The organism is Actinomyces haliotis, assembly GCF_015355765.1.
Lineage (GTDB): Bacteria > Actinomycetota > Actinomycetes > Actinomycetales > Actinomycetaceae > Actinomyces > Actinomyces haliotis.
The window spans coordinates 1-26,219 of record NZ_JACWNA010000024.1; the positions used below are offsets into that span (position 1 = coordinate 1).

At 73.1% G+C, this 26,219-nt stretch carries 19 protein-coding genes and 1 tRNA gene; 5 read left to right on the forward strand and 15 right to left on the reverse strand.

Going from position 1 to position 26,219, the window contains the following annotated elements:
* Positions 1-97 precede the first annotated feature (97 nt).
* The 3 genes from IXW69_RS09985 to IXW69_RS09995 form a co-directional block, all read right to left on the reverse strand.
* A complete protein-coding gene (locus IXW69_RS09985; RefSeq protein ID WP_194786201.1) occupies positions 98-418 on the reverse strand; it encodes a DNA primase in 321 nt (106 codons plus the stop codon).
* Between the two features lie 119 nt (positions 419-537).
* Complete coding sequence (locus IXW69_RS09990; RefSeq protein WP_194786202.1) at positions 538-1,632, reverse strand: NAD(P)/FAD-dependent oxidoreductase; 1,095 nt, start codon at positions 1,630-1,632, stop codon at positions 538-540.
* Between the two features lie 86 nt (positions 1,633-1,718).
* Entirely contained in the window at positions 1,719-3,794 is a 2,076-nt protein-coding gene (locus IXW69_RS09995) for a M3 family metallopeptidase (RefSeq protein WP_194786203.1), read from the reverse strand.
* Positions 3,795-3,945: 151 nt separating this feature from the next.
* On the opposite strand from IXW69_RS09995, the gene IXW69_RS10000 reads away from it, so the two are divergent.
* Positions 3,946-5,688: a pyruvate dehydrogenase gene (locus IXW69_RS10000; protein WP_194786204.1), complete on the forward strand. Its 1,743-nt coding sequence runs from the start codon at positions 3,946-3,948 to the stop codon at positions 5,686-5,688.
* Between the two features lie 142 nt (positions 5,689-5,830).
* Here IXW69_RS10000 and IXW69_RS10005 read toward each other — a convergent pair whose 3' ends face one another.
* The 6 genes from IXW69_RS10005 to IXW69_RS10030 form a co-directional block, all read right to left on the reverse strand.
* On the reverse strand, positions 5,831-6,367 hold the full coding sequence (locus tag IXW69_RS10005; protein ID WP_194786205.1) for a TetR/AcrR family transcriptional regulator: 537 nt from the start codon (positions 6,365-6,367) through the stop codon (positions 5,831-5,833).
* A complete protein-coding gene (locus IXW69_RS10010; protein WP_194786206.1) occupies positions 6,364-7,920 on the reverse strand; it encodes an MFS transporter in 1,557 nt (518 codons plus the stop codon). The genes IXW69_RS10005 and IXW69_RS10010 overlap by 4 nt, the downstream gene beginning before the upstream one ends.
* A gap of 166 nt (positions 7,921-8,086) precedes the next feature.
* Positions 8,087-9,256, reverse strand: coding sequence for a bifunctional GNAT family N-acetyltransferase/nucleoside triphosphate pyrophosphohydrolase family protein (locus IXW69_RS10015; RefSeq protein ID WP_194786207.1), 1,170 nt, complete (start codon positions 9,254-9,256; stop codon positions 8,087-8,089).
* 91 nt (positions 9,257-9,347) lie between these two features.
* Positions 9,348-10,727, reverse strand: coding sequence for an MFS transporter (locus IXW69_RS10020; protein WP_194786208.1), 1,380 nt, complete (start codon positions 10,725-10,727; stop codon positions 9,348-9,350).
* A 178-nt stretch (positions 10,728-10,905) separates the two neighbouring features.
* Positions 10,906-10,993 (reverse strand) — tRNA-Leu (locus IXW69_RS10025).
* A gap of 100 nt (positions 10,994-11,093) precedes the next feature.
* Positions 11,094-12,026, reverse strand: a complete 933-nt coding sequence (locus tag IXW69_RS10030; RefSeq protein ID WP_323745274.1) for a D-hexose-6-phosphate mutarotase — start codon at positions 12,024-12,026, stop codon at positions 11,094-11,096.
* Positions 12,027-12,082: 56 nt separating this feature from the next.
* Between IXW69_RS10030 and IXW69_RS10035 the strand changes: the two genes are divergently transcribed.
* Both IXW69_RS10035 and IXW69_RS10040 read left to right on the forward strand, forming a co-directional pair.
* Positions 12,083-12,778 (forward strand): HAD hydrolase-like protein, encoded by a 696-nt coding sequence (locus IXW69_RS10035; protein WP_194786209.1) that lies wholly within the window; start codon positions 12,083-12,085, stop codon positions 12,776-12,778.
* A gap of 329 nt (positions 12,779-13,107) precedes the next feature.
* Positions 13,108-14,460 (forward strand): AI-2E family transporter, encoded by a 1,353-nt coding sequence (locus IXW69_RS10040; RefSeq protein WP_407646564.1) that lies wholly within the window; start codon positions 13,108-13,110, stop codon positions 14,458-14,460.
* 9 nt (positions 14,461-14,469) lie between these two features.
* On the opposite strand, the gene dnaE is transcribed toward IXW69_RS10040, so the two are convergent.
* Positions 14,470-18,150 (reverse strand): DNA polymerase III subunit alpha, encoded by a 3,681-nt coding sequence (gene dnaE / locus IXW69_RS10045; protein ID WP_323745275.1) that lies wholly within the window; start codon positions 18,148-18,150, stop codon positions 14,470-14,472.
* Positions 18,151-18,340: 190 nt separating this feature from the next.
* Here dnaE and IXW69_RS10050 point away from each other — a divergent pair, with 190 nt between their 5' ends.
* Complete coding sequence (locus IXW69_RS10050) at positions 18,341-19,804, forward strand: amino acid permease (protein ID WP_194786210.1); 1,464 nt, start codon at positions 18,341-18,343, stop codon at positions 19,802-19,804.
* 21 nt (positions 19,805-19,825) lie between these two features.
* Here IXW69_RS10050 and IXW69_RS11780 read toward each other — a convergent pair whose 3' ends face one another.
* The 3 genes from IXW69_RS11780 to IXW69_RS10065 all read right to left on the reverse strand — a co-directional run bounded on the left by IXW69_RS11780 (position 19,826) and on the right by IXW69_RS10065 (position 22,206).
* Entirely contained in the window at positions 19,826-20,683 is an 858-nt protein-coding gene (locus IXW69_RS11780) for a hypothetical protein (protein ID WP_228525273.1), read from the reverse strand.
* Complete coding sequence (locus IXW69_RS10060; RefSeq protein WP_323745280.1) at positions 20,680-21,390, reverse strand: SatD family protein; 711 nt, start codon at positions 21,388-21,390, stop codon at positions 20,680-20,682. The genes IXW69_RS11780 and IXW69_RS10060 overlap by 4 nt, the downstream gene beginning before the upstream one ends.
* A 198-nt stretch (positions 21,391-21,588) precedes the next feature.
* Complete coding sequence (locus tag IXW69_RS10065) at positions 21,589-22,206, reverse strand: thymidine kinase (protein WP_194786212.1); 618 nt, start codon at positions 22,204-22,206, stop codon at positions 21,589-21,591.
* Between the two features lie 207 nt (positions 22,207-22,413).
* Between IXW69_RS10065 and IXW69_RS10070 the strand changes: the two genes are divergently transcribed.
* Complete coding sequence (locus tag IXW69_RS10070) at positions 22,414-23,175, forward strand: phosphatase PAP2 family protein (protein WP_194786213.1); 762 nt, start codon at positions 22,414-22,416, stop codon at positions 23,173-23,175.
* Here IXW69_RS10070 and IXW69_RS10075 read toward each other — a convergent pair whose 3' ends face one another.
* Together IXW69_RS10075 and IXW69_RS10080 are read right to left on the reverse strand one after the other, a co-directional pair.
* Positions 23,176-25,026, reverse strand: a complete 1,851-nt coding sequence (locus IXW69_RS10075; protein WP_194786214.1) for a Y-family DNA polymerase — start codon at positions 25,024-25,026, stop codon at positions 23,176-23,178. It abuts the gene before it with no gap.
* On the reverse strand, positions 25,023-26,144 hold the full coding sequence (locus tag IXW69_RS10080) for a hypothetical protein (RefSeq protein ID WP_194786215.1): 1,122 nt from the start codon (positions 26,142-26,144) through the stop codon (positions 25,023-25,025). Before IXW69_RS10080 ends, IXW69_RS10075 begins: the two co-directional genes overlap by 4 nt.
* Positions 26,145-26,219: the final 75 nt, after the last annotated feature.

Genomic DNA, 26,219 nt, shown 5'->3' on the forward strand with positions numbered 1-26,219 from the left:
CCAAACTTATATCGGCCCGGGGCGGGCCCCCCCCCCGTGGGGGGCCCGCCCCCCGCCGCGCGTGGGTGGAGGAGCGTCTCAGCGCCGGGGCTGCGAGTCAGTCCTCGTCGTCGTCCTCGTAGTCCTCGTCATCCTCATCGTCGTCATAGTCGTCATCGTCGTCCTCGTAGTCGTCGTCGTCCTCATCCTCGTCGTACTCGTCATCGTCGTCCGAGTCGTCGGTGTCGACGATGTCGAAGGGCAGCTCGATGCCGTGGGCGGTGAAGAGGGCGTCGTCGTAGGTGAAGAAGGCGTCCTGGAGGGCGTTCTCGGCGGCGACGACCGCGGGCGAGAGCTCGTCACCCGTCGCGGCCGCGTCGAGGTGCGCCTCAAAGGCGGCGATGAGTCGGTTGAGCGCGGACCGCGGGTCGTTCGTCATGCCCTCAGCCTACCGGCCCGCCGCAACGGGTGACACCCCGCCCGCGGTCCCAGCCGCGGACGCCGACGGCGGCCGCCCACCGTGAGGTGGACGACCGCCGTCAAGCGTCCGCGACGCGATCAGTCGGTGACGCCGAGGGTCTCGCGCATGCGGGTGTCGAAGATGTCCGCGCCCTTGATCCGGGTCGCCTCCTCCGGGCCGACGACGACGCGCACGCCGTCGCGCAGGAGCTGCGCGGCGCCGCCGTCCGGGCCGAGCGGGAGGACGACCTGCTCGGGCTGGGGAGCGTAGGTCGCGCTCGGGGTGCCGCCCGCGATGAGGGAGCGGATGTTCTCCGCGACGACCGCGGCGTGGGCGCGAGCGGCGTCGGCGCGCTTGGTCTCGCGCACGTCCGTGATGTCGCCGATGGCCCAGACGCCCGGGTGGTCGACGACTCGCAGCTGGTCGTCCACCCGGATCGTGCCGTTGTAGTGCCGGATGTCGTCGTAGGCGTCGCCGAGGAAGCCCGTCGCGGCCGCGGCGCCGTAGGCACGGAACCACATGTCAGCCTCGATGGAGCGGCCGTGCTTCGTGCCGACGCGGAACGGCGAGAGCACGCCCGGGTCGACCGGGGGGAGCGAGCTGAGGTGGTCGCCGGTGATGATCTCGACGCCGCGCTCCTGGAGCTGGAAGGCGATCGCCTCGCGCAGCTCGGGCTTGTTGCCCTTGCGGGGCAGGATCTCGTCCTCGCGCTCGAGGAGGATCACCTCGACGCCGGGGAAGGCCGAGGTGATCTCGCCGACCATCTCGATGCCGACGTCGCCGGCGCCCGTGACGAGGACGCGCTTTGCCTGCTCCAGGTTCGCGTGCGCGCGCTCGATGCGGGCCTTGGCGATGACCGAGGAGGACTCGAGGTGCTTGGCGGGGAACGGGTAGGCCGTGCCGGTGGCGAGGACGAGGTAGTCGGCCTCGACCGGGCCCTCCCCGGCGACGTGGACCGTGGTGCCGTCAACGGCGAGGGCGGTGCCGTGCAGGACGCGTCCGTTCGCGAGGAGGTTGTCGTAGGGCAGGAAGATCTTCTCCGCCCACTCGCGGTCGACCGTGGCGCGCAGGGCCGCGGCGTGGTTGACGAAGGTGTCCTTCTGCTCGACGAGGGTAACCTCGGCGACGTCGTCGAGGGCCTTGGCGACCGTGATGCCGCCGTACCCGCCTCCGACGATGGTGACGCGAGCCATGGATGTCCTTCCTTCCGGTGCTGGTTCGGCGCCGTCGCGCGTGCGGCGGCGCCCGCTGTGGGTGAGTCTAGGGGGCCGTGCGCGGCTCACGCGAGGCCGCGGCGGCGCAGGAGCGGCCCGATCTCCGGGTCGCGCCCCGTGAAGGCGCGGTAGGACTCGGCGGGGTCGCGCGAGTCGCCGCGCGAGAGGAACTCGCGTCGGAAGCGCTCACCGGCCTCGCGGTTGAGGCCGAGGTCCCCGTCCTCGGCGCCCTCACCGTCCGTGCGGAACCACTCGGTGGCGTCGGCGTCCATGACCTCGGACCAGATGTAGGCGTAGTAGGCGGCCGAGTAGCCGCCCGCGAAGGCGTGCTGGAAGTAGGTCGTGCGGTAGCGCGGCGGCACGAGGGCGTCGTCGATGCCCTCCTCGGCGAGCGCGGCGTGCTCGAAGGGCTCGACCTGCTCGGGGTCCGTGGGGACGTCCTCGGGCGCGAGCGTGTGCCAGTGCTGGTCAATGAGGGTGGCGCCGAGGTACTCGGTGGTGGCGTAGCCCTTGCCGAAGGCGCCCTGGCTCCGGAGCTGCTCGGCGAGCTCGGCCGGCAGCGGCTCGCCGGTGTCGACGTGCTTGGCGTAGGAGGCGAGGACCTCGGGGTGGAGGGCCCACTTCTCGTTGACCTGGGAGGGGAACTCGACGACGTCACGCGGCACGGAGGTTCCGGACTCGCTCGGCCAGCGCGTGTCGGCGAAGAGCCCGTGGAGGGCGTGGCCGAACTCGTGGAAGGCGGTGATGACGTTGTCCCAGGTGAGGAGGGTCGGGCCGGACTCGGGCCTGGTGATGTTGAGGCAGTTGATGATGACGGGGCGGCGGCTGAGGAGGTGCGACTGGTCGACGAGGTTGTTCATCCAGGCGCCGCCCTCCTTGCCCTTGCGCGCGTAGTAGTCGCCGACGAAGAGGCCGAGCAGGGGCGCGTCCCGCCCCTCGCCGTCGTGGACCTCCCAGACGCGCATGTCGGGGTCGTACATGTGCTCGGCGAGGTCGGGGCGCTCGTGGAAGGTGATGCCGTAGAGGCGGTTCGCGGCCATGAAGACGCCGTCCTCGACGACCCGCGACAGCTCGAGGTACGGGGCCAGGACGGCGTCGTCGACGCCGAAGCGCTCCTTGCGCTCAGCCTCTTCGTAGCGGCTCCAGTCGGCGGCACCGAACTCCTCACCGGGAAGGGTCTCCGGGTCGGCCGCCATGCGGGCGGCGTAGACCTCGGCGTCCCGGCGGGCGTTCGCCATGGCGGGCGCGGTGAGCTGGGCGAGCATCGCCGTGACGGCGGGCGTCGTCCGGGCGGCGGACTCGGAGGCGACGAGGGCCGCGTGGTGCTCGTAGCCCAGGAGGCGGGCGCGCTCGGCGCGCAGGGCGACCTCCTCGAGGATGAGGGCGCGCGTGTCGTGCTCGCCGGAGAGGTTGCGTCCCTTGGCGCGCTCCAGGAGCGCGACGCGCGCCTCGTGGGGAACGGTCGTGGCGAGGGCGGGCGTCTGGGTGAAGTTGGCGACGTCGGCCTCGTGCATCGCGTCCGCGATGTGCGTGCCGACCTTCGTCGACAGCGTCGCGAGGCGGGCGTTGATCTCGCGGAGACGGTCCGCGTCAGCACCGGCGAGGGCCACGCCCTGGCGCTCGAGGTCCTCGACGCCGAGGCGGATGAGGCGGGCGGTCTCGGAGTCGATGACGGCACCGTCGGCGTCGACGGGCTCGGTGCCGGCGTCGCGTGCGGCGGAGACGAGGTCGTCGAGGGCCTTGTAGCGGCCGTAGATCCGCGGGTCGAGGCGGAAGGCGTCGTAGTGGCTGGACAGGTCCGGACCGAGGCGCTCCTCGAGGGCGTCGAGGTCGGGGCAGTCGGTCGTGGAGGTGAGGGTGAAGAGCACGGTGAGAGCGCGGTCGAGGAGCTCGCCGGCGCGCTGGAGGGCCTCGATCGTGTTGGCGATCGTGGGGCGGTCCGCGTTCGAGGCGATCGCCTCCCACTCGGCCCGCTGCTGAGCCATCCCGACGCGGACGGCGGGCTCGACGTCCTCGTGGCGGACGGCCGCGAAGTCCGGGAGGCCGAGGTCGAGCGACCACGGGTGGGCGAGGCTGTTGGAGCCGGGCAGGGACTCGGGGGCGCCGTCGGCGGTGGCGGACGTGTCGGGGGTAACGCTCATGGGCGCCATCGTGCCACGGTGGACGTTCCATCCTTCACATCACGAGGTCTCCTATAGGTCGTCAGTCCTACGAGCCAGTAGCCTTATGACCATCGAGGCGCACACGGGCACGATCCCGGCGCCGCTCCCCCATCCACCAAGGAAGAAGCGCATGAACGTAGCCGAACAGCTCGTCTCCCAGCTCGTCGACGCGGGCGTCCACCGGATCTACGGAATCGTCGGTGACTCGCTCAACCCGATCGTCGACGCCGTCCGCAAGACCGGCGGCAGCGCCAAGGGCGGGATCGACTGGGTCCACGTGCGCCACGAGGAGGCCGCGGCCCTCGCCGCCGCCGCCGACGCCCAGCTGACCGGCGAGCTCGCCGTCTGCGCCGGCTCCTGCGGCCCGGGCAACCTGCACCTCATCAACGGCCTCTACGACGCCCAGCGCTCCGGCGCCCCGGTGCTCGCGATCGCCTCGCACATCCCGAGCGTCCAGATCGGCGAGTCCTACTTCCAGGAGACCCACCCGGACCGCCTGTTCAACGAGTGCTCCGTCTACTCCGAGCTCGTCTCCACCCCGGCGCAGGCCCCGCGCGTCATCAACTCGGCGATCCGCCACGCCGTCGCACTCGAGGGCGTCTCCGTCATCACCCTGCCGGGCGACATCTCGCACGAGAAGGCCACCGCCCCGACGCCGGTCTACGCCCCGGCGCGCCGCGCGGCCCTCACCCCGAACCCGGCGGACGTCGAGGAGGTCGCCAAGGCCCTCAACGACGCCAAGAAGGTCGCCATCTTCGCCGGCGCCGGCGTCAAGGGCGCCCACGACGAGGTCCTCGCCTTCGCCGACGCCCTCAAGGCCCCTATCGGGCACTCCCTGCGCGGCAAGGACTTCATCCAGTACGACAACCCCTTCGACGTCGGCATGACGGGCCTGCTCGGCTACGGCGCCGCCGCTGAGGGCATGAAGGACGCGGACGTCCTCCTGCTCCTGGGCACGGACTTCCCCTACGACCAGTTCCTCCCGGACACGACGACGATTCAGGTCGACAACCGGGCCGAGAAGCTCGGCCGTCGCACGGACGTCACCTACGCCGTGCACGCGGACGTCATCCCCTTCATCGAGGCAGTCCTGCCGCGCCTCAAGGGCCGCCGCTCGGACAAGTTTCTCAAGGACACGATCAAGCGCCACGCCAAGATCATGAAGGCGCCGGTCGGCTCCTACACGCGCAACGCGGAGAAGCTCAAGCCGATCCACCCCGAGTACGCCGCGCACCTGCTCAACGAGCTCGCCGACAAGGACGCGATCTTCACCGCGGACACCGGCATGTGCAACGTGTGGACCGCCCGCTACATCGACCCGCTGGGCTCGCGCCGTCTCATCGGCTCGTTCCTGCACGGCACGATGGCGAACGCCCTGCCGCACGCGATCGGCGCGCAGGTGGCCTACCCAAACCGTCAGGTCATCTCGGTGTCCGGTGACGGAGGCCTCTCGATGCTCCTCGGCGAGCTCGTCACGGCGCGCATGCACAACCTGCCGCTCAAGGTCGTCACCTTCAACAACTCAACCCTCGGCATGGTCAAGCTCGAGATGCTGGTGGACGGCCTGCCGGACTTCGGCACAAACGTCCACGACGTCAACTACGCGGGGGTGGCCGAGGCCATCGGCTTCCACGCCGAGCGCGTCGACGACCCGAAGAAGCTCAAGAAGGCCCTGGAGAAGGCCTTCGCCTTCGACGGCCCGGCCCTCGTCGAGATCATGACCGACCCGAACGCCCTGTCGCTGCCCCCGGAGATCACCGGCGAGCAGATGCTCGGCTTCGCCACCGCCATGAGCAAGATCGTCCTCAACCGCGGCGCCGGCGAGGCGGTCTCCATGGCCACCTCGAACATGCGCAACATCCCGCGCTTCTGAGCGTCGGCGCCGGGCACCGTCCGCGACGGTAGTCCGGGCCCACGGACGACGACGGCGGGGCGCCCTCCTTCGGGAGAGCGCCCCGCCGTCGTCCTGCGAGCTCGCGCCGTGAGGCCGGGCAGCACTGGCGCCGCCCCGTAGATCACTCGGCGGTCTCGCCGCGCGCCAGCCGCAGCATGAGGTCGACGGCGTCCGCCTCGACCGGGTCGTGGGCGATCGAGCCGGTGGCGAGCCGTGACCAGTACCCGTCGGCCGCGAGCAGCGCGACCCGCTGTCCCGGAGAGAGAGCCTCACGGGGCCCGACCCACTCGGCGCAGAACTCGTCCCAGGCCTGGTTGACGCGCGTCGCGGCGTGGAGCCCTGAGAGCAGGAAGGCGAGCTCGCCCGGACGCACCGTCCCCTCGATCCCGGAGCGCACGAGCGCGACGACGCGCTCAGCGGGGCTCGCGTCCTCGGCCGGCTTGCCGAGGGCGTCCAGGAGCTCGGCCTTCCAGCCGGCCAGGAGGTGCTCGGCCATGCCCTCGACGAGCGCCTCCCGGGTCGGGAAGTGGTAGACGACTCCCCCGCGCGTGAGCCCGGCGCGCTCGGCGACCGACTCGAAGGTGAGGGCGTCGACGCCGTCGTCGGCGACGACGGAGAGCGCGGTGTCCACGATGAGCGCCTTCTTCGACGACCTCACGCGGCTGCCTCCGCCGTGACGGACCCGTCCGGGACCTTCCGGGAGCGGCCCGTGGGTGAGGGGACGTGGCGGAAGGCCATGACGGCGGCCGCGAGGACGAGCACCGCGGCCAGCGACGCCGTCACCTGCATGGCGTGCGTGAAGGCGGTCTGCCCGTGGGCGAGGAGCTCGAGGGAGGCCGGGTCACCACGGTCCGTCGCGGCGGACAGGGAGGCCAGCGAGCCGTGGCCGACGGCCTCGGCGTGCCCCGCGCCTCGCAGGAATGCACGGTAGCCAAGGTCCTGGACGGTGCCGAGGACCGCGATGCCCAGCGCCGCCCCCATCTCCATACCGGTCTCCGAGATCGCGGAGGCGGCGCCGGATCGCTCAGCCGGGACGGAACCGAGGACGGCGTCCGTGGCCACCGTGAAGGCGATGCCCGAGCCCGCCCCGATGAGGGCGAGGGCGCCTCCGAGCCAGACGTAGGAGCTCGCGCTCTCGGCGAGGGCGAAGCCAGCAAGGCCGAGCGCGCACAGCAGCTGCCCGACGCCGATCGCGCGCCCCTGCCCGAGCCGCGCGACGAGCGCGCCGATGACGATGACGACGGCGATCGAGGCGAGCGAGAGCGGGAGCTCCGCCAGGCCCGCGCGCAGCGTGGAGTACTCGCGGACGAGCTGGAGATACTGGCTGAAGAAGTAGAGCAGCCCCACCATGGCGAAGATCGCGATGACGGAGGAGAGGACCGACCACGTGAAGGCGGGCAGACGGAAGAGGCTGACGTCGATGAGGGGCTGGGCGAGGCTGCGCTGACGCCGCAGGAAGAGGGAGCCGAGGCCGAGACCGAGCACGGTGGACACGATGACTGTCAGGTTCGGCCCGTCATGGGCGAGGGTCTTGACGGCGAGGACGAGCAGCACGATTGCACCGATGGACAGGAGCGAGAAGAGGAGGTCGACCCGGGAGCCGTCCGCGTTGCGCGACTCAGGCAGCAGGAGGACTCCCGCGAGGAGCACCACCACCATGATGGGGGCGTTGATGAGGAAGACGCTGCCCCACCAGTAGTGCTGGAGCAGGAAGCCGCCGAGCGCCGGCCCGACGGCCATGCCCGCGGTGGAGCCGGCGCCCCACACGGCGATCGCGGTCGTGCGGGTCGCGGGGTCCGGGAAGATGTTGCGGATGAGCGAGAGCGTGGACGGCATGATCGTCGCGCCGAAGACGCCCTGGAGCGCGCGGGCGGCGATGAGGACGCCGGAGGTCGGGGCGAAGGCAGCGAGGACGCTCACGGCCCCGAAGCCGGTGGTGCCGATGAGCAGGAGACGACGGCGCCCGACGCGGTCGGCGACGTTGCCCATCGTGACGAGCAACCCAGCCAGGACGAAGGAGTAGACGTCACCGATCCACAGGATCTCCGTGGCGCTCGGGGCGAGGTCACGGGCGAGTGCGGGGATCGCGAGTCCGAGGACCGTGCCGTCCACGCCGAGGAGCGCGACCGCGAGCGTGAGGACCGCGAGGGCGGACCACTCGCGCGCGCCGGCACGGGGCTCAGCGGATCGAGTGCGAGGTGTCTGGGTCATGCCTCAAACTTTACTGGACGTGCAGTACAGAAATCACGCGTCGAGACGGGGTCTGGCTCGTCACACCGACACGGCACCCCCACCACCCTTCTGCGCCGGGATCGGGCGATCCTGACTCCGGGACCGGGCGACCTGCTCCTTCTCGTCCAGGGCGTCGATCAGACCGTCAGCCGTCGAGCCCCAGCACACCGACGACGTCGGGCCGGAAGTAGCCGGGGCCCTTGAGGACCTTGCCGTCCTCGCGGTAGATCGGCTTGCCGTCCTCGCCCAGCTTGGACATGTTGGAGCGCTGCACCTCGGACAGGACGGCGGCGAGGTCGATCCCGGTCTCCAGGGCCATGCCGTAGATGACGTACACGAGGTCCGCGAGGGCGTCCGCCGTCTCGACGACGTCACGGGTGCCGTCGTCGGCGGCGACGGCACGCTCGTAGGCGGCGTCAACCTCGGCGCGCGCGGCGGGCCCGTAGACGGCGCCCACGAGCTCGCCGAGCTCCTCGGCGATGAGGCTCATGCGCATCCCGAGGCTCGCCCGGTCGAGGCTCGGCCCGTCCGTCTGGACCGGGAGCCCGTAGACGTGGTGGAAGCGGCGGACGAGGGCCTCGGGGTCGTCACCCTCGCGCTGGCCGACGCCGTCGTGCGCCACGAGCGGCGTGGTGGCGCCGGTCGTGTGGGCGGAGCCGTTGCCACGGCCGGTCGGGGCGGGCGAGACGGGAGTGGGCCCGTCCCAGGGTGCGCGGGGCTCACGGGGCTCACCTGGCAGGAGGGAGGCCGTCCACTCGTCGAAGAAGTGGTCGCCGCGGTGGTACGTGCGGCGGCGCAGGCCCTCCTTGACGAAGCCCAGACGCCAGGCGACGCGCCAGGAGGCCCAGTTGGGCACGCCGTCGTCGATGAGGCAGGCCCAGCCGAGCACAGGCAGCGCCAGCGGTCCGGAGGGATCGAGGACCGTCTCGATGAGGGTCTCGAGCGCCCGGTGGAGGAGTCCCCGGCCGCGCGACTCCGGGTCGAGCCAGAACCCGAGCTCGCCTCTCCTGTTGCCCAGGATGAGGACGTCGACCATGCCGACGAGCCGACGCGCGCCGTCGGCGAGCTCGTAGACCGCCCAGGTGAGGTCGCGGTCCTTCGACCAGCCGGGCTCGACGACGTGCTCGATGAAGCCGACGGCGTCCTCACGTGCGTAGGGCGAGGGGACCGTCGTCCACCGCTGGATCTCGGGGTCCTGGCAGATCTCAGCGATCCGGTCGACGTCATCGGCTGTGGGAGCCGAGAGGAGGAGCTCGGGCAGGATGCTGCCGTCCTCGCGCTGGACGGCGGGGACGCGGATCTCGAAGGGCTGCATGGCGGCAGCCTAGCGAGGGTGTGCGACAGCGATCCGCGTCGTCCCGAGAGGCTCTCGGCCGGCCCGCGGTCTCACCGGTCGCGGCAGGCGCTCAGACGCCTGCCGACTGAGTGCCGGCCGTCGTGCCCGCCGTCGCGTTGGGCCGCGGCCCCTTCGACAGCGCGGGCCAGGACAGGAGGAGTACGAGACCGCCGAGGACGCCGTAGACGAGGGCGACCCAGGTGCCGTGGGCGTCGGCGAACCAGCCCACGATCGGCGGGGCGATGAGCATGATGACGCGGGCGAGCCAGGACACGAGGGTGAGGCCGAGGCCGGGGCGCAGGCCCGGGATGTCGTCGGCGGCCGCGTAGGCGACCGGGACCGCGACCGCGCAGCCGGCCCCGGAGACCATGAGCCCGAGGATCGTGCCGGTGACCGAGCTGAGGGCGAGGGCGAGTCCCATGCCGGCCATGACGAGGACTCCCCCGCCGGCGATGACCGCGCGCGCCCCGAGGCGGTCGATGACGGTGTCACCGAGGAGCCGGCCGATGATCATGACGCCCTGGAGGGCAACCATCCCCATCCCGGTCATCGACGTGCGCGCGCCCTGCTCGGTGAGCAGGAGGGAGGACCAGTTGCTGGTGACGTCCTCGGGGAACATCGCGGCCGCGCACATGAGCCCCAGGACGACGACGAGCACCGCCGTGACCATCCTCGGGACGGACCCGCCAGCAACGGTGCGCACGGCGGCGCGCTCGGAAGAGACGTCAACGGGCACGGTCGCGGCCCCGGCTCCCGCCGCGGCGTCCTCGAGGGCCTCCGCCAGGGGGGCCGAGGGGCCGCCGGTCACCGCCGGGTCCTCCGCGAAGCCGACGACGCGCCGGTCGTCCGAGTCCGGTCCCTTGATCGTCCACGGGTAGGCGAGACCCGACACCGCGGCGAGCAGCACGAGGACGCCCGCCATGTGCCAGCCGATCGGGACACCCGCACCGGCGATCGCCTGTCCCATCGCGGCGCCGGCGACGGCGCCGAGCGACCAGGCGGCGTGGAAGCTCGTGATGATGGACCCGCCCCAGCGACGCTCGACGCGCAGGCCGTGGGCGTTCTGAGCGACGTCGACGACGGCGTCCATCCCGCCGACCCAGGCGAACGCGAGGGCGAGGACGATCCAGGAGCTCGAGACGCCCGCGACGAGGAGGCCGGCCCCGAGGACGACCATGCCCAGGCTCGCGACCTTGGCGGAGGTGAGGCGGTTGATGAGCCAGGACGCCGCGAGGCCGGCCACGAGCGCTCCCACGGAGACGAACATGAGCGCCTGACCGAAGGCGGCCTTCGTGATGCCGAGGTGGGCGACGAGCTCCGGGTAGCGAGGCACCAGGTTGGAGAAGCCGACACCGTTGGCGAAGAAGGTGAGGTAGACGGCAGTGCGGGCCCGGACGAGCTCGGCGGGGCGGCGGTCACGGCGGCGCTGGGGACGTGCGGGGTTGGTCACGGTGGCGTCCTTGGAGTCAGACGGGGATGCGCGGGGACCGCCGACGCGGGAAGTGCGGACGTGCGGCTCGCTGAACGGACCAGCCGGTCGGCACCCCGGGCGTGTTCACGCTGACGGAGGAGCACGGGGCGAGCACGACGGAGGCCCCGATCCAGTGGATCGGGGCCTCCGTACCGTGTGTCCGAGGGGGGACTTGAACCCCCACGCCCGTTTAATGAGGCACTAGCACCTCAAGCTAGCGCGTCTACCTATTCCGCCACTCGGACTGTGTTGTCATCGCCTCTCGGGTTCAGCACCTCGCGGCGACGCAGAGAAAGTTAGCACGGTCCCTCCCTGTCGGAGCAAATCGGTTCCGGGTGCCGTCCGTCACAGCGACTCGACAGAGATCCTCGCTCCCACGGAGACGCTCTCCCCGGGCTCCAGGACGACGGCGTTTCCGCCGACCCGGGCGCACTCGACGCACAGCATCGAGGCGAACTCGTCGTCCGCCATGTCCTTGAAGGCAGCCGCCCCCTCGCGCCACGGGTTCCACACGACGACGTCGGTGGCGTCGACGGGACGCACGAGGATCCGTCGCGCCCCGGCCGGATCGGTCACGGTCACGGCGCCGAGCGCCGGGTAGATCCGGTCGACGGGACCCGCCACGCGCAGCTCGCCGTCCTGGACGTGGATCGCACCGCCGTCCGTCTTGTCGACGTACTCCGCACCCTCAAGACCCGTGAGACTCACCGCCGTCACGTCCCCGACAGCGAGGTAGGTGTGCAGCGCGGCCTCGACCCGCTTGGGGAGGGAACCGGTCGCGCGGAGCGACACCGACAGGCTCAGCTCCTCGCCGAACCGGGCCTCGTAGAGCGCGGCGACGCCGTCCTGCTGCGCCGAGAGCACGAGGGACACCGCGCCGTCGGGCTCGCGCTGGGCCGAGCGCAGGAACCAGGGACTGACGCGGCCCCAACCGTGGGACGGGCGCTGGTCGCCGTCGGGGCCCGCCGCGAACCAGGGCAGGCACAGCGGGACGCCTCCCCGGATGGCGGTGGCGCCGTCGAACACCGCCTCGCGGGAGGTGAAGATGACCTCCTTCGCTCGGCGGGGCGCCCACGAGGTCAGGTGCGCACCGTGCAGGTAGAGCTCACCGCTCGCCGCCGGGGCGTCGATGACGAGCCGCTCCTGCCCGCCTCGCCCCGGCGCGAGCGCCACCGTGCGCGGGAGGCGGACGCCGTCGGACGTCGATGGACGGAGGGCGGACCCCATCGTCTCGGACACGGAGGACCAGTGGGAGGCGGCGCTGCGCAGGAAGCTCATGGGGGCACGCTAGTAGGCTGATGAGCGTCCCGTCAGCGAGAGCAAGGCGCCATCCCATGACCTCGTCGGTCTCCCGACCCACCTCCGGCAGCGCCGGCCCCTTCGACGCCGTTCTCGTCGACCTCGACGGGACCCTCACGGACTCCGCGCCCGCGATCCTGTCCTCCTTCGAGGCGGCGCTCACGGAGCTCGGGATCGACTACGGATCCCGTGACGAGCTCATGCGTCTCGTGGGCCCTCCGCTGTCGGAGGGCTTCCGGCTCTTCGCCGGCCTCACCGGCGAGGCCAACGCGAACGCCGTGGCCGTCTACCGACGCCACTACCGCGAGCACATGCTCGACTCCCCCGTGTGCGACGGCATGGCCGAGCTGCTCCGCTCCCTGCACGGCCAGGGGGTCCCTCTCGCGCTGGCCACGTCCAAGCGCGAGTCCATGGCGGTGCAGATCGTCGAGCACAAGGGCCTCCTGCCCCTCTTCACGGCGACCTCGGGTGCCGACGACGCCGATCAGCACGGCGCCAAGGCCGACGTCATCCGCACCGCGCTGGAGCGGCTCCGGAGCGCCGGCGCGCCCACGGGGCGCGTCGTGCACCTCGGCGACCGCGCCCACGACGTCGACGGCGCCCACGAGGCGGGCGTCGAGTGCGTCGGCGTCCTGTGGGGCTATGGCGACGAGGCCGAGCTGGGGCACGCCGAGCACCTCGCCCACGACGTCTCCGAGCTGGCGCGCCTCCTTGGGGGTGAGGCCGCGTGAGCAGCATCGACGACGAGCGCAGGGACGTCCCGCGCGACACCGTGGGCGGCGCGGCCGCCAAGGCGGACGCAGGCACCACGGCTCCCGCTCCCGCAGACGGGTCGACCCGGCTCAGTGAGGGCGGCGGCTCGTCCCTGCTGGACGCGCACGACGCGCCTCCCGGCACCACGAGCTCCGACGACTCGGCCGCCGAGGACTCAGCCCCTGACTTCGAGTGGGAGGGCGAGGTCGCGGCCGTCGAGGTGACGGCCGCACGCGACCTGGCCCGCCAGACGGGGGCCGATCGCGACAGCGACCTGTCCCCCGAGCCCCGGGAGCCTGAGGCGCCCGTGGAGCCCGAGGACGCCGACCGCGCCACGGCGGGCCGCTCACGGGCGAGCGGCGGCGCACGCCTCATCGGGCGACTCCGCGACGCGCTCAGCGCCCAGATCCAGCGGGCCGACGAGCGCCGCGAGGCGGAACGGGTCTCGACGCTGCGCTACGAGGAGGCCGCCTCACTCCCCGCGCCCGCGGCCCCTCCGTCCCAGGAGACCTCGACCCGCGTCACCGCCCCGGAGGGCATCACGGTGCGGGACGCCGCCATGGAGACGCTGCCGCGGTGGCTCGTGCGCGGCGGCATCGGCGCGTGGCTGCTGCTCGGCATCATCATCATCGTGGCTCTCGTCTTCCTGGCCACCTCGAAGGTCATCCCCGTCTTCATCGGCGTCTTCCTCGCCCTCGTCGTCACGGCGATCCTCCACCCCGTGGTGGAGGTCTTCGCACGCGTCATGCCGCGCTACCCAGCCACCTTCCTGGGGCTCCTCGTGGCGCTGGCGGTGGTGGCCGGCCTCATCACCTACGTGGTCACCTCGGTGACGAACCAGTGGAACACGCTCGCCGTCCAGTTCTCCGACGGCGTCAACACGATCCTCGACTTCATCGAGCACGGGCCGCTGCCGGTGCATCTCAGCCAGCAGGAGCTCGTCGCGCAGGTGCAGAAGGCGGTCGGCGAGGCCCAGAACTACGTCCAGACGAACGCCCCGTCGCTCGCCAGCGAGGTGCTCGCCAACGCGGGCACGGTCGCGGACGTCTTCGTCGTCCTGGCGCTGGCGCTGTTCACGACGATCTTCTTCCTCGCCTCCGGCGGACGCATGTGGCGCTGGTTCCTCAACGAGCTTCCGGCGACCATGCGCGAGCGCGTGCACCGCGCCGCGGGCGCCGGCTGGTATACCTTCGCGGGCTACGCGCGCGGCACCGTCATCCTGGCGGGCACCGACGCCGTCATGGCGGGGATCTTCCTGCAGATCGTGGGGGTCCCGCTCGCGGCGCCGCTGGCCGTGCTCGTCTTCATCGGCGCCTTCATCCCGCTCATCGGCGCACCGACGGCGATGGTCGTCGCGATGATCGTGGCGCTCGCCGCGAAGGGCTTCGTGGCCATGGTGGTCGTCGGCCTGGGCGTGGCGGGCATCGGACAGATCGAGGGGCACATCCTCCAGCCGCTCATCATGGGTCGGCAGGTCTCCCTGCACCCGGTGGTGGTCATCATCGCGGTGGCCGTGGGCACCTTCTCGATGGGGCTGCTCGGCGCGGTCATCGCGGTGCCGCTGGTGAGCGTGGTGTGGTCGGTGTACTCCGAGCTGCACGTCAGGGACGCCCCGGTGGTGGGCGAGCTCCCGACCTACAACGCCGAGCGCAACGCCTGACCACTCGTCTCACGCCCAGTCCCGGCTGCCGGCGGAGACGACCCCGGTCAGGACCTCGAGGTGCTCGGCGAGGAGGGCGGTGACGCCGTCGCCGGACTCCACCGTGCCGCGCACGACGACGGCGGGCGCGCGCCGGCCGACGTTCCGGTACCGCTTCCACATGCCTGCGGAGCAGACGACGTTGAGCAGGCCGGTCTCGTCCTCGATGTTGAGGAAGACCGTGCCTGCGGCCGTGTGGGGCCGCTGGCGGTGCGTGACGACGCCGGCGACCCGGACCCTCTGCCCGTCAGGGCGGTGCGCGACCTCGCTCACCGGGATGACGCCCGCAACGGTGAGGTCCTCGCGCAGGAAGACGGTCGGGTAGGACTCGGAGGACACGCCGGTGAGACGCAGGTCCGCGACCTGCCGCTCGTGCGCGGTCATCTCCCGCAGCGCCGGGGCGTGAGCCCCGACGGCGGTCCCGGGGAGCGGCGGCTGGTACCACGCCTGCACGGGCTCCGCGCGGACCACCGGACGGTGCGACCCCCTTCTGCGCCGCCCCGTGCGCACGGAGTGCTGCTCATGCTTCTTCCCCTGAGATGACGGACCTTCCAGGAGGTGCCGCTGCCCGTACTCCCCGGCCAGGACGCCGGCGGCCCACAGCGCCTCGCGGCGCTCGACCCCGAGCGAGGCCAGCGCCCCGCAGGCGGCGAGGGTCTCGAGGCGGGTGCGCGAGAGCCGCACGCGGCGCGCGAGGTCGGCGACGTCCGTGTAGGGACCGTGGGCGTCGCGCTCGGAGACGATCGCCTCCGCGACGTCATCGCCCAGGCCCTTGACCCGGGCCAGGCCGAGGCGGACGGCGAGGTCGGGGTGGACGTCCAGACGGGTGAGGGCGTCCGGTGAGGGGCGCTGGGGCACCCAGGCGCCGTCCTGCTCGGCGTCCCGGTCGTCATCCCCGTCAGCACCGCCGGGACGCTGCTCGACGTCGGCCTCCTCGCGGGAGGCGTTGACGTCCGCGGGCAGGACGCGCACGCCGTGGCGCCGGGCGTCAGCGACGAGGGTCTGCGGGGACCAGAAGCCCATGGGCTGGGCGGCGAGGACGCCGGCGTAGAAGTCCTCCGGCTTGCGCGCCTTGAGCCAGGCGGAGGCGTAGACGAGGTAGGCGAAGGAGAAGGCGTGCGACTCCGGGAAGCCGAAGTCGGCGAAGGCACGCAGCTTGTCGAAGACGGCCTCCGCGGTGGGCTCGTCGACGCCGCGCTCCCTCATGCCTTCGACGAGCCTGGCGTGGAGCGCCTCCATGCGCTCCACGGAGCGCTTCGAGCCCATCGCCTGACGCAGGGCGTCCGCCTCCGCGGGGCTGAAGCCTGCGGCGTCGATGGCGATCTGCATGAGCTGCTCCTGGAAGAGCGGTACCCCGAGGGTCTTCTCCAGGGCCGGTCGCAAGGACTCGTGCAGGTAGGTGACGTCCTCCTTGCCCAGGCGCCGTCGGATGTAGGGGTTGACGGCGTCGCCCTGGATGGGACCGGGGCGGATGAGGGCGACCTCGACGACGATGTCGTAGAAGACCGCGGGACGCAGCCGGGGCAGGGTCGCCATCTGGGCGCGGGACTCGACCTGGAAGACGCCGACCGTGTCCGCGGCCGTGAGGAGCCGGTAGACGGCCGGGTCGTCCTCCGGGAGCGTGTGCAGCCCCCAGGCGCGACCGACCTGCGCCGGCCGCAGGAGGCCGTCGTCGCCGGGGACGCGGGTTCCGTCCGGCAGGCGCCCGACCTCGAGGTCCGGGACGGTCTCGCCGCGCTCGGCGAGCGTGGTGAAGGCCAGCCGCAGGGCGGTGAGCATGCCGAGGCCCAGGAGGTCGAACTTGACGAGGCCGGCGGAGGCGCAGTCGTCCTTGTCCCACTGCAGGACGGTGCGCCCCTCCATGGCGGCCCAGCGCACGGGGCAGACCTCGGTGACGGGCTGCGCGCACAGCACCATGCCGCCGGAGTGGATGCCGAGGTGACGGGGCAGCAGGAGGAGGCGGTCCGCCACCTCGAGGACCTGCTGCGGGATCGTGTCGGGGTCCGCGGGCGTGGTGCCGGGCTCTGCCGCGACGCCCGGGGGGCCCGTGCCGGCGCTGCCACCGGCACGGGCAGGGACAGCAGCCTCAGGGCCCTCCATGCTCTCCGTGCCCTCCGCCTCCACGGCGTGCTCGGGCGGGACGGGCTCGTCCGCCCACTTGCCGGGCGTCCCGCGCCTGCGCCCGCGGGACCAGCCGTGGTCGATGCCGGAGGCCCAGCGGTCCTGGAGACCGACCGGGTGGCCGAGGGCGCGGGCGGCGTCGCGCACGGCGGAGCGGGGCCGGTAGGAGATGACGTTGGCGACCTGGGCGGCGTAGTCGCGCCCGTAGCGGGCGTAGACGTCCTGGATGACCTCCTCACGACGGCACGCCTCGATGTCGAGGTCGATGTCCGGGTAGCCGGAGCGGCCTGGGGAGAGGAAGCGCTCGAAGAGCATCTTGTGGCGCACGGCGTCCACGGCGGTGATGCCCAGGGAGTAGCACACGGCGGAGTTGGCGGCCGAGCCGCGCCCCTGGCACAGGATGCCGGCGCTCTCACAGAAGTCGACGATGGAGCGGACGATGAGGAAGTAGCCCGGGAAGTCGAGGGCCTCGATGACGTCGAGCTCGTGGGAGAGGACCTCCCAGGCCTCCGGGTCCTGCTCCGGGGTACCGTAGCGGTCCAGGGCGCCGCGACGGGTGAGCTCGCGCAGCCAGGAGGCGGGCGTGTGCCCCTCAGGGACGTCCGGGGCGGGCAGGTCCGGGACGACGAGGGAGAGGTCGAAGGCGAGGTCGCCGGCGACCTCCGCGGCCGCGTCGACGGCGTGCGGGGCGCGGCGGTGCAGGCGGGCCATGTCCTCCGGCCCGCGCAGCCAGCGGCCGACGGCGGGCAGGTGGCCGCGAGCGCCGTCGAGGTCGGTGACGAGCCGGGTGGCGGTGAGGACGTCGGCGAGGCGGGCGTCGCCCGGGCGGGCGCAGCGGACGGCCCCGGTGGCGAGCAGCGGCAGGCGGTGCTCACGGGCGAGGGAGGACAGGGCCTCGGTGAGGGCGGCGTCGGTGGGGCCGCCGTCGAGGGCGATCTCGACGGCGAGGGTGGGGCTGCCGGCGGTGACGAGGAGGTCGCTCATCTCCCCCAGGACCCGGGAGGCGGCGGCCAGGTCCCAGGTGTCGGGGCGGTGCGGGTCGCCCAGGGCGCGGCGCAGGGGGCCGTTGGCGGTGCCGGTGAGGACGAGGCAGGCGGGCGCGGCGTCGGGCTGTCCCTCCGGTCGCAGGGCCTCGGCGAGGTCGGGCAGGCTGTGGGCGGGGTCGGCGCGGTGCCCGGCGTCGAGGTTGTGGTGGGAGATCGCGGCGGACAGGCGCCGGTAGCCGAGGGGGCTGCGGGCGAGGACGGGCAGGTGGGAGCCGTCGGCCAGGGTGAGCTCGGCGCCGTGGACGGTGGGGACGCCGTGGGCGCGGCCGGCCTCGGCGTGCTTGACGATGCCAGGCAGGCCGTCGTGGTCCGTGAGGGCGAGGGCCTCGAGCCCGAGCTCCGCGGCGGCGGTGGCGAGGTCCTCGGGCTCGTTGGCGCCGTCGAGGAAGGAGTAGGCGGAATGGGCGTGCAGCTCGGCGTAGCGGTGCGTGGAACGGGCGCCTCCGCCCGCTCCCCCGCTGCTCACCGACACCTCTTCGAACACGCGTACAGAGTAGCGCTCCCCTCGGACACGTGAACGGGGGTGGTTGTCCGTCCCGCCGCGCCCCAGGACCGCCCACCCTGCGGTCGCCGCAACGTCCACGGAACGGGACGGCGCTACGGTGCGCCCACCGGCACGAACGGTCGACGTCGGGGTCTGCCGGACCCCGCGATCCCCTCCGCGGAAGGTCACCATGTCCAGCACCCCTACGGCTCCCGAGGCCGCCACGAGCGACGAGGGCCTGCGCCGCTCCCTGCACAGCCGCCACCTCACGATGATTGCCATCGGCGGCGCGATCGGCACCGGCCTCTTCGTCGCCTCCGGTGCGACCATCTCGCAGGCGGGCCCCGGTGGCGCGCTCCTCGCCTACGCCCTCGTCGGCATCATGGTCTGGCTCATCATGCAGTCCCTGGGCGAGATGGCGGCCTACCTGCCCGTGGCCGGCTCCTTCGGCGAGTACGGCAGCCGCTTCGTCTCCCCCTCCTTCGGCTTCGCGATCGGCTGGAACTACTGGTTCAACTGGGCGATCACCGTCGCCGCCGAGCTCGTGGCCGCGGCGCTCGTCATGAAGTACTGGTTCCCAGGGACGCCCTCGATCGTGTGGTCGGCGCTGTTCCTCCTCGTCCTGTTCGTCATCAACGCCTTGTCCGCCCGCGCCTACGGCGAGAGCGAGTTCTGGTTCGCGACGATCAAGGTCGTCGCCGTCGTCGTCTTCCTCGTCCTGGGCGTCGCGATGATCGCCGGGATCATCGGGACGTCGCCGGGCACCGGGAACTGGACCACGGGCGAGGCGCCCTTCGTGGGCGGCCCCAAGGGAGTCCTGCTCGTCCTGCTCGTGGCGGGCTACTCGTTCCAGGGCACGGAGCTCATCGGCACGGCGGCAGGCGAGGCGGAGGATCCCGGTCGCACCATCCCACGCGCGATCCGGACGATCTTCTGGCGCATCCTGCTCTTCTACATCGGCGCGATCGCGGTCATCGGCTTCCTCATCCCCTACACGAACCAGAACCTGCTCTCGAGCTCCGAGTCGAACATCGCGGTGAGCCCCTTCACCCTCGTCTTCGACAAGGCCGGCGTCCTCGGCGCGGCCAGCGTCATGAACGCCGTCATCCTCACCTCGGTACTCTCGGCCGGCACCTCCGGCCTGTACTCCTCGACGCGCATGCTCTTCGCCCTGGCGGAGCGCGGTCAAGCCCCGAAGTTCCTCATGCGCCTGTCGCGTCACCAGGTGCCGATGAACGCGCTCATCACCACGACCCTCGTGGGCCTCGCGGGCTTCATCACCTCACTCGTCGGCGACGGCGCCGCCTACGAGTTCCTCCTGACGATCTCCGCGCTCGCGGGCTTCGTCACGTGGGCGGGGATCTCGTGGTGCCACTGGCGCTTCCGCGCCGCCTTCAAGGCTCAGGACCGCAGCCTGGACGAGCTGCCGTACCGTGCGCGCTTCTTCCCGGCCGGCGCGATCGTCGCCCTCGTCGCCTGTATCGCGATCATCATCGGTCAGGCCTACGAGCCGCTGAGCGAGGGAGCCTCCGTGGGCGAGGTCCTGCTGCCCTTCACCGGCGTCCCCGTCTTCTTCGGCCTGTGGTGGGGGCACAAGCTCGTGACGCACGCCCCGGCCGTGGACCTGGCGACGGCGGACCTGGGCCGCGACTGAGCGGCCGGTAGCGCCCTCAGGTCAGGCGACGACGAGGAGCGCCCCGAGGACGGCCAGCGTCCACGAGGTGAGCGAGCCGATGAGGAACTCCTCGGCCTTGAGGCCGCTGGGGTCCTTGGAGATCTCGGGGAAGCGGATGACGCCCTTCGCGGCGATGATCGCAGCGAGGGCGACGTTCGCACCGGCTCCGGCGAGGAGGATGAGGAGGACGCGCTCGAGCGGGCCGATCCAGCGGCCTCCGTGGAGCGCGGGAACCGCGTTCTCAGGCGCACCTGACAGCATCCCGTCGTTCGCAACCGATGTTGCGCCTGATGACTTGCGATCAGCCTGAGGATCGTTCGAGCCGTCTCGTCCCGCCGTGACGGCGTCGGAGACCGATGGTGAGAGGGCGGCGTCCGGCGACGCGCCGTCGAGCCTCACCCCGTCCCGCCGGGCGCGGCCGGCGACGTCGGCGCCGCGGGCGAGCGCGAGGACGGCGGCGACGACCTCGTTGGCGGGCGTCGTGAGGAGCATGAGGGCTCCGGCACCAGCCGTGAGGCGGTCGACGCTCCCTGCCGGACCGAGACCGTGACCACCGGAGTGGGCGTCGATGACCGCGCACAGGGCGACGACGAGGATCATGACGCCCCACCGGGTGACGACGGTCCGCTCGTCGGCGGTTCGCAGGGTCGTGAAGGCCCACGCCGCGGCTCCCACGAGTGCCACGGCGGTGCCGATGAGCCCGGCCCCCAGGAGGACGAGCCCGGCGAGGACGGCGACGAGCCCGAGGCCGGCCCCGATGAGCAGGAGGGCGGTGCGACGAGCGGCCCGCGGCCGGCCGGAGGTCACCTGGAGCGCGAGGGAGACGGCGCCGAGCAGGAGGACGAGGAGCGCTGTCATCGGACCTGCTCCTTCCTGCCCCTGGTCGATCTTCTGTCCTCGACGCCCTCCCCAGCCCGCTCGTCACGGCGGCCGGACTCACCATCGCGGCCGACCGCGGCGAGGAGCTCCTGGGCGGCGAGGATCCCTGCGCCGGCGCCGCGGGCGAGGGCGGAGACGGCCTGCTGACTCAGGCGCTCCTCCCGGGCGACGTCCACCTGGGTCCGTCCGAGCAGGAGGGCGCCGAGGACGCGGCGCTGGCGGGCCTGGAGACGGGATACGGTCTGGTCGCGCAGCAGGAGCATCGCGTTGGCGAGCGACTGCCGACTCGCGGCGTCCTCGGGACCGTCGGCGACGCGGAGCTGCGTGAGGGCGAAGTCGCGTCCCGAGTCCTGGAGGGCGTGGGCAGCCTCGATGGCGTCTCGGGCGGCCCACCACGCGGCCCCGTCCTGGACGACGTCCTCGGCGTCGGGGTCGACCTCGCGGACCTCGCCGAGGCCGAGCCCGAAGCGCAGCCGCAGCCCCTCAGGCAGGAGGAGGGAGACGCGCAGGGTGAGGTCGAGGGCGGCACCCAGGTCGGGGGCGATCACCTGGAACTCGTCGCCGACGGTGGGGTGCGCGCGCTCGAGGAGGTCGAGGCCCTCGCCGGCGGCCTCGAGGACGTCGAGGAAGGTGCGCTGTGCGCCAGCGCGGTCCTCGAGGCGTCGGGAGCCGACGATGTCGGCGATGACGGCGCAGACGGGCGCGCCGGACGGGGACGCGTTCGCGGAGGTGGGGGCCGAGTCGCGAGCGCCGGTGGTGGAGGAGGTCACGACTCCACGATATTACTTGTACTCCTTGATCTACAATCGCTTTCCCGGAGGAGGTGCCGACGGACCTTCCACGACCCTGCTTGTGAGCATCCGTCTACAAGCGGGATCGAGGAGTCACACGTCGGAGAGCGCACCGCCGGCGTCGAGGTAGCACTTCCCGCACAGGGACTCGTACGTGACGTCGACACCGTCGATCGCCACCTGGTCGCCGTCGAGGACGAAGCGGTCCCCCACCTTGCGCGCGTTGAAGATCGCCTTGCGACCGCAACGGCAGATCGTCTTGAGCTCCTCCAGCGAGTGGGCGATCTCGAGCAGGCGCCGGGACCCCGGGAAGGACACCGTCCGGAAGTCGGAGCGGATGCCGTAGGCGAGGACGGGGACGTCGTCGACGAGGACGAGCTCCATGAGCTGATCGACCTGGCGCGGGGTGAGGAACTGCGCCTCGTCGACGAGGACGCAGTCGACGCCCTCGAGGAGGGACCGCGTGGAGGTGGCGTCGCCGAGCGCGCGCTCGCGCACGAGGGCGCGGACGTCGTCCTCGGGCGTGACGAGGAGGTCGACCTCGCGGGCGAAGCCGAGGCGGGAGACGACGGTCGACTCGCCCTTGGTGTCGACGTCGGCCTTGATGAGCAGGACCCGCTGGCCGCGCTCCTCGTAGTTGTAGGCGGTCTGGAGGAGGCCGGTGGTCTTGCCGGAGTTCATGGCGCCGTAGCGGAAGTAGAGCTTGGCCATGGTTCTCCTCTGTGACGGGTGGGGATCGGGAGGGAGGCGGGGTGCCACCGCCTGCTGGAGGCGCCTGCGCCCGGCAGCGCCCGACCGCGCGCGCGTAGGAGCGGGCGCGGCCCGATGCTACCTGCGGTGAGGGGGCCGAGCGGTGGCCGTCGGGCCGCAGACGCTCCCGGCGGGCGCCCTCACCGCTCCATGGATAGGCTCGCGGGCATGTCCTCACGCAGCGCAGACGGTCGCGGACGGCTCCGGGCCAGGATCGAGCAGGCTGAGCGCGTCCTCGCCCCGGCGCTCGATCGGCTCCCGGGCGCGTGGCGCACTCGAGCGGCACTCGTCCTGGCTACGGTCGGTGCGGCGGCGCTCGCGCTGTTCACTGCGATCGCCGACGGCGCCATCGAGAACGACGACCTCTCGGCGCTGGACCCGGCGGTGACGGACTGGGCAGTGCGCAGCCGCGAGACCGCCCTGACCTCGGGCGCGTGGTTCTTCACGGACCTGGGCGGCACGGTGGGGCTCATCGTGCTCACCCTCGTGGCGGCGGCGTGCCTCGCGGTCGCGCACCGCCGGGTGCACGCGGCGATGCTGCTCCTGACGACGGCGGGCTCCTCGGTGACGACGGTGCTGCTCAAGCTGGCCTTCGGGCGGCAGCGCCCCTCGACGGACCTGCTGCTGGGGGCGCCGTCGGCGACGTACTCCTTCCCGTCGGGCCACTCCTTCAACACGGCGGTCTTCATGGGCACGCTGGCGGGCTTCGTCGTGCTGTCTGGAGCGAGCCGGGGCCGGAAGACGGCGGCCGTGCTGGCGGCGGTCGCGGTCACGGTGCTCGTGGGCCTCTCCCGGGTGTACCTCGCCTACCACTGGATGACGGACGTGCTGGGCGGGTGGACGCTCGGCGTCGCCTGGCTGTGCGCGAGCTGCCTGCTGGCGCTGCTCGTGGCGGCCAGACGGCGCCGGAGCGCGACCGCTCAGGGGTAGTCACGAGTAGACGGCGTCGAGCCACCACCTTCCCGAGCGCACGAGCAGGAGCGGTGGTCCCGTGTGCGTGACGACCTGGAGGTAGGCGCGCCGCGAGGCGCCCTCGGGACGCCACCAGCCCTCGTCGACGGGCCAGGGACCGGCCCAGGACACGACACGGCGCTCCCCGGAGCCGCCCCCGGCGACCGCCGCCCCCGCCCGGGACAGCCCGAGGACGGCGGGAACGTGCTCGAGCTGCCCCTGGGCGCTCACGAGAACCTCCCGACCGTCGGCGTCGGCGAGGAGGACCGGCACGGGGGCCGCGGGGACGACGGAGGGCGAGGGCAGGGGCAGCGCCCCGGACCAGGGTGCTGGGTCCCCCGGGCCGGCGACCGCGGAGGAGCCGCTTCCCTGCACCCGGGCCGGACGGCGCCGCGGGCGCGAGGAGGGTTGCCCCGGCGCCCCTGCGCCGACGGGCCGCTCACCCCAGGCGTTGAGGCGGGCGCACGAGCGCGGATCCCTCCCCTCGACGAGGACCGGGACCTGGACGCCACCGGCTCCGAGGAGGGACTCGACGCGCTCGGCGGCTCTCCGGGCACGTCGCCGCCCCAGCTCGCCGGGGGCCGACCACAACCCGGCCTGGGAGGCGCCCGCGGGCACGAGCTCGAGGGCGGTGAGGCGGAGCCGGGTGAGAGCGGAGGCGGGCGGCCGTCCGGAGCGCCCGGAGAGCCAGCCCTCGAGCTGCCAGCGGACCCGGTCGGTGAGCTCGGCGGCGCTCGGCGTCGTCTCGAGCATCCAGGAGCGGGAGAGCTCGGCGCCGTTCTCGCAGGCGGCCTCGACGAGGAGGCGACCGGCGGCGAGCCCGCGCCCCACGAGGAGCGCGGAGAGTCTCTCGGCGATCTGGCGGGCGGCGAAGGCGGCGGCGTCGACCCGCTCCACCGGCGGGTCGAGCGCGGTCTCCGCGACGGCGTCGGAGGCCGGGCGGGCGCTGCGCGGCACCTGGCGCGAGCTCCCGGAGGCGAGAAGGTGGGCCTTCTCCCCCACGGGGCCGAAGCGGGCGGAGACGTCCGGCAGGGGCAGTGCCGCGAGCTCCCCGAGGGTGCGCAGCCCGAGCCGTCCGAGGGTCTCGAGCAGGTCCCGGGTCTCCTCGCGGGCGCGACGGGTGGGTAGGGCGGTGAGGAGGGAGTCCAGGGGCCAGGGGGCGAGGAAGGCGGGGGTCTCCCCCGCGGGGACGAGGACGCCGTGGCGTGCGGCGAGGACGGCGCCGAGGAGGGAGTCGGCGACACCAACCTGGCACTCGACGCCGGGTCCCTCGGCGACGGCCTCGACGAGTCCGGAGGCGAGGGCCTCCTCGCCGCCGAGCCAGCGGGACGGGCCGCGCGCGCCGGACAGGGCCAGGCCCGGCCGGGCGACGACGGGGTCGGCGAGGAGGGTCCCGAGGGAGTCCATGACGGTCTCGAATGCGCGGGCCTCGCGCCCGGGCTGCGGAGGCAGGATGACGAGCCCGGGGCACAGGGAGCGGGCGGTGCGCAGGCGGGCCCCGACGGCGACCCCGGCGGCGCGGGCGGGTGCGGAGGCCGCCTGGACGCCTCGTCCTCCGACGACGGCGACCGGGGTGACGGCGGGGTCCGGCAGGAGCCGCTCGCCGCGGGGCGCGGGCCTGCCGGCGAGGAGACGGCGCTGCTCGCGGGCCTCGAGGGTGAGGGCGACGACGGGCCAGTCGGGCACCCAGACGGCGACGAGTCGCGGCGTCCCGGCCCCGGCGGGCGCGGCGGCCCCGCCGGAGGACCTGGTGGCTGCGGTGGTCGCCACGGCGTTTGCCACGGTGGTCGACGCCGTGGGACCGGCGGAGGACGCGGAGGGGGCGCTCATCGTCGGCTCCTCGTCAGGGGAACGACCTCGGCGAGTCCCGCCCCGGTGGGCGTGGCGCCCGGTCCCGGCGCCTCGGGCACGGGTGCGGCGAGGGAGGCGCTCACCCCGGAGGGGGCGAGCTCGAGGCGAGAGCCGGCGCCGGGGCGGGCGGGGTCGCGCAGCGACCAGCGCAGGCCCCGCAGGTAGCCGGCGGGCATCTCACGAGCGGGGAGCTCCGGGACCGGTTCCGGCTCCGGGAGCGAGACGTTCTCCAACGGACGGACGGGCGCCTTGCCGAGACCGTGCACGAGGGCCAGGCTTCCGCGGGAGTCCGCACGTCCCTCCCGCGCCGGGTCTCCTGGGACCGGCTCCCCCGGGGACTGCGTCGCCCCTGCCGGGTGCGGGTCGGTTCCGGGCTCGCCGGTGTCCACCCCCTGAGGGGTCGCGACGAGACTGCGCGCCCCCTCCCAGGGCAGGTCGCTCAGAATGAGGGCGTCCCGCTCGCGGGCGCGCGCGAAGAGGGTACGGCGGTCCCGCGGTCGCAGGCGGGAGGCGGCCGCGGCGTCGACGAGGAGGACGTCGACGCCGTCGAGCAGGGCGCTCGTGGCGGCGAGGAGCAGGGAGGGCGACAGCTCCGCGGCGGGGACGACGAGGAGGCGCTCGAGGTCGAGCCCGGCCTCCGCGGCGGCGCTCCAGCCCAGGTCCTCCCCGCCGACGACGGCGCACCAGCCGTGCCTCCCCTGGCGGCGGGCGGCGGCAGCCAGGAGGACGGTGCGCGACCCGGTGACGGCGAGGGCCCCGGCGGAGTCCGGTCCGAGGCCGAGCCAGGGGTCCGTCCCCGCTTCGTCGACCTCCCAAGGGGCTTCCACCGGGGAGAGGAGGTCGAGCGCCATGGCACCGCGGGAGGCGGCCGCACCGGCAGTCCCGAGCCCCTCGTCCCGGGCGGATCCGCTCCCGAGCCCGCTGCTCCCGGCGGGCGTCCCCTCGGCGGCGGCGTCGAGGGCGCGGGTCATGGCGCGCTGGACGTCGCGCGCGGCGGCGTCGTGCAGCCCGGCGCGCTGCTCGGCGAGGGCCAGGGCGGCCCGCGCCGCGGCCAGGCGTGACGCCCCGTCCGTCCCGCTCACCGGTACCTGCTCCATGGCTCCTCCTCCCCCGACGGACCTCACCGCCCGACCGTTCGAACACGTGTTCGATGTGGCGGGGGAAGAGTAGCG

What these genes read in the sequence shown, in the direction of transcription:
- IXW69_RS10010 (WP_194786206.1), bottom strand. Translation starts at nt 7,920, where the DNA reads ATGACCCAGACACCTCGCACTCGATCCGCTGAGCCCCGTGCCGGCGCG.
- IXW69_RS10075 (WP_194786214.1), bottom strand. Translation starts at nt 25,026, where the DNA reads ATGAGCGCCCCCTCCGCGTCCTCCGCCGGTCCCACGGCGTCGACCACC.
- IXW69_RS11780 (WP_228525273.1), bottom strand. Translation starts at nt 20,683, where the DNA reads ATGACAGCGCTCCTCGTCCTCCTGCTCGGCGCCGTCTCCCTCGCGCTC.
- IXW69_RS09990 (WP_194786202.1), bottom strand. Translation starts at nt 1,632, where the DNA reads ATGGCTCGCGTCACCATCGTCGGAGGCGGGTACGGCGGCATCACGGTC.
- IXW69_RS10030 (WP_323745274.1), bottom strand. Translation starts at nt 12,026, where the DNA reads ATGAGCTTCCTGCGCAGCGCCGCCTCCCACTGGTCCTCCGTGTCCGAG.
- IXW69_RS10000 (WP_194786204.1), top strand. Translation starts at nt 3,946, where the DNA reads ATGAACGTAGCCGAACAGCTCGTCTCCCAGCTCGTCGACGCGGGCGTC.
- IXW69_RS10035 (WP_194786209.1), top strand. Translation starts at nt 12,083, where the DNA reads ATGACCTCGTCGGTCTCCCGACCCACCTCCGGCAGCGCCGGCCCCTTC.
- IXW69_RS10080 (WP_194786215.1), bottom strand. Translation starts at nt 26,144, where the DNA reads ATGGAGCAGGTACCGGTGAGCGGGACGGACGGGGCGTCACGCCTGGCC.
- IXW69_RS09995 (WP_194786203.1), bottom strand. Translation starts at nt 3,794, where the DNA reads ATGAGCGTTACCCCCGACACGTCCGCCACCGCCGACGGCGCCCCCGAG.
- IXW69_RS10070 (WP_194786213.1), top strand. Translation starts at nt 22,414, where the DNA reads ATGTCCTCACGCAGCGCAGACGGTCGCGGACGGCTCCGGGCCAGGATC.
- IXW69_RS10050 (WP_194786210.1), top strand. Translation starts at nt 18,341, where the DNA reads ATGTCCAGCACCCCTACGGCTCCCGAGGCCGCCACGAGCGACGAGGGC.
- IXW69_RS10015 (WP_194786207.1), bottom strand. Translation starts at nt 9,256, where the DNA reads ATGCAGCCCTTCGAGATCCGCGTCCCCGCCGTCCAGCGCGAGGACGGC.
- IXW69_RS09985 (WP_194786201.1), bottom strand. Translation starts at nt 418, where the DNA reads ATGACGAACGACCCGCGGTCCGCGCTCAACCGACTCATCGCCGCCTTT.
- IXW69_RS10065 (WP_194786212.1), bottom strand. Translation starts at nt 22,206, where the DNA reads ATGGCCAAGCTCTACTTCCGCTACGGCGCCATGAACTCCGGCAAGACC.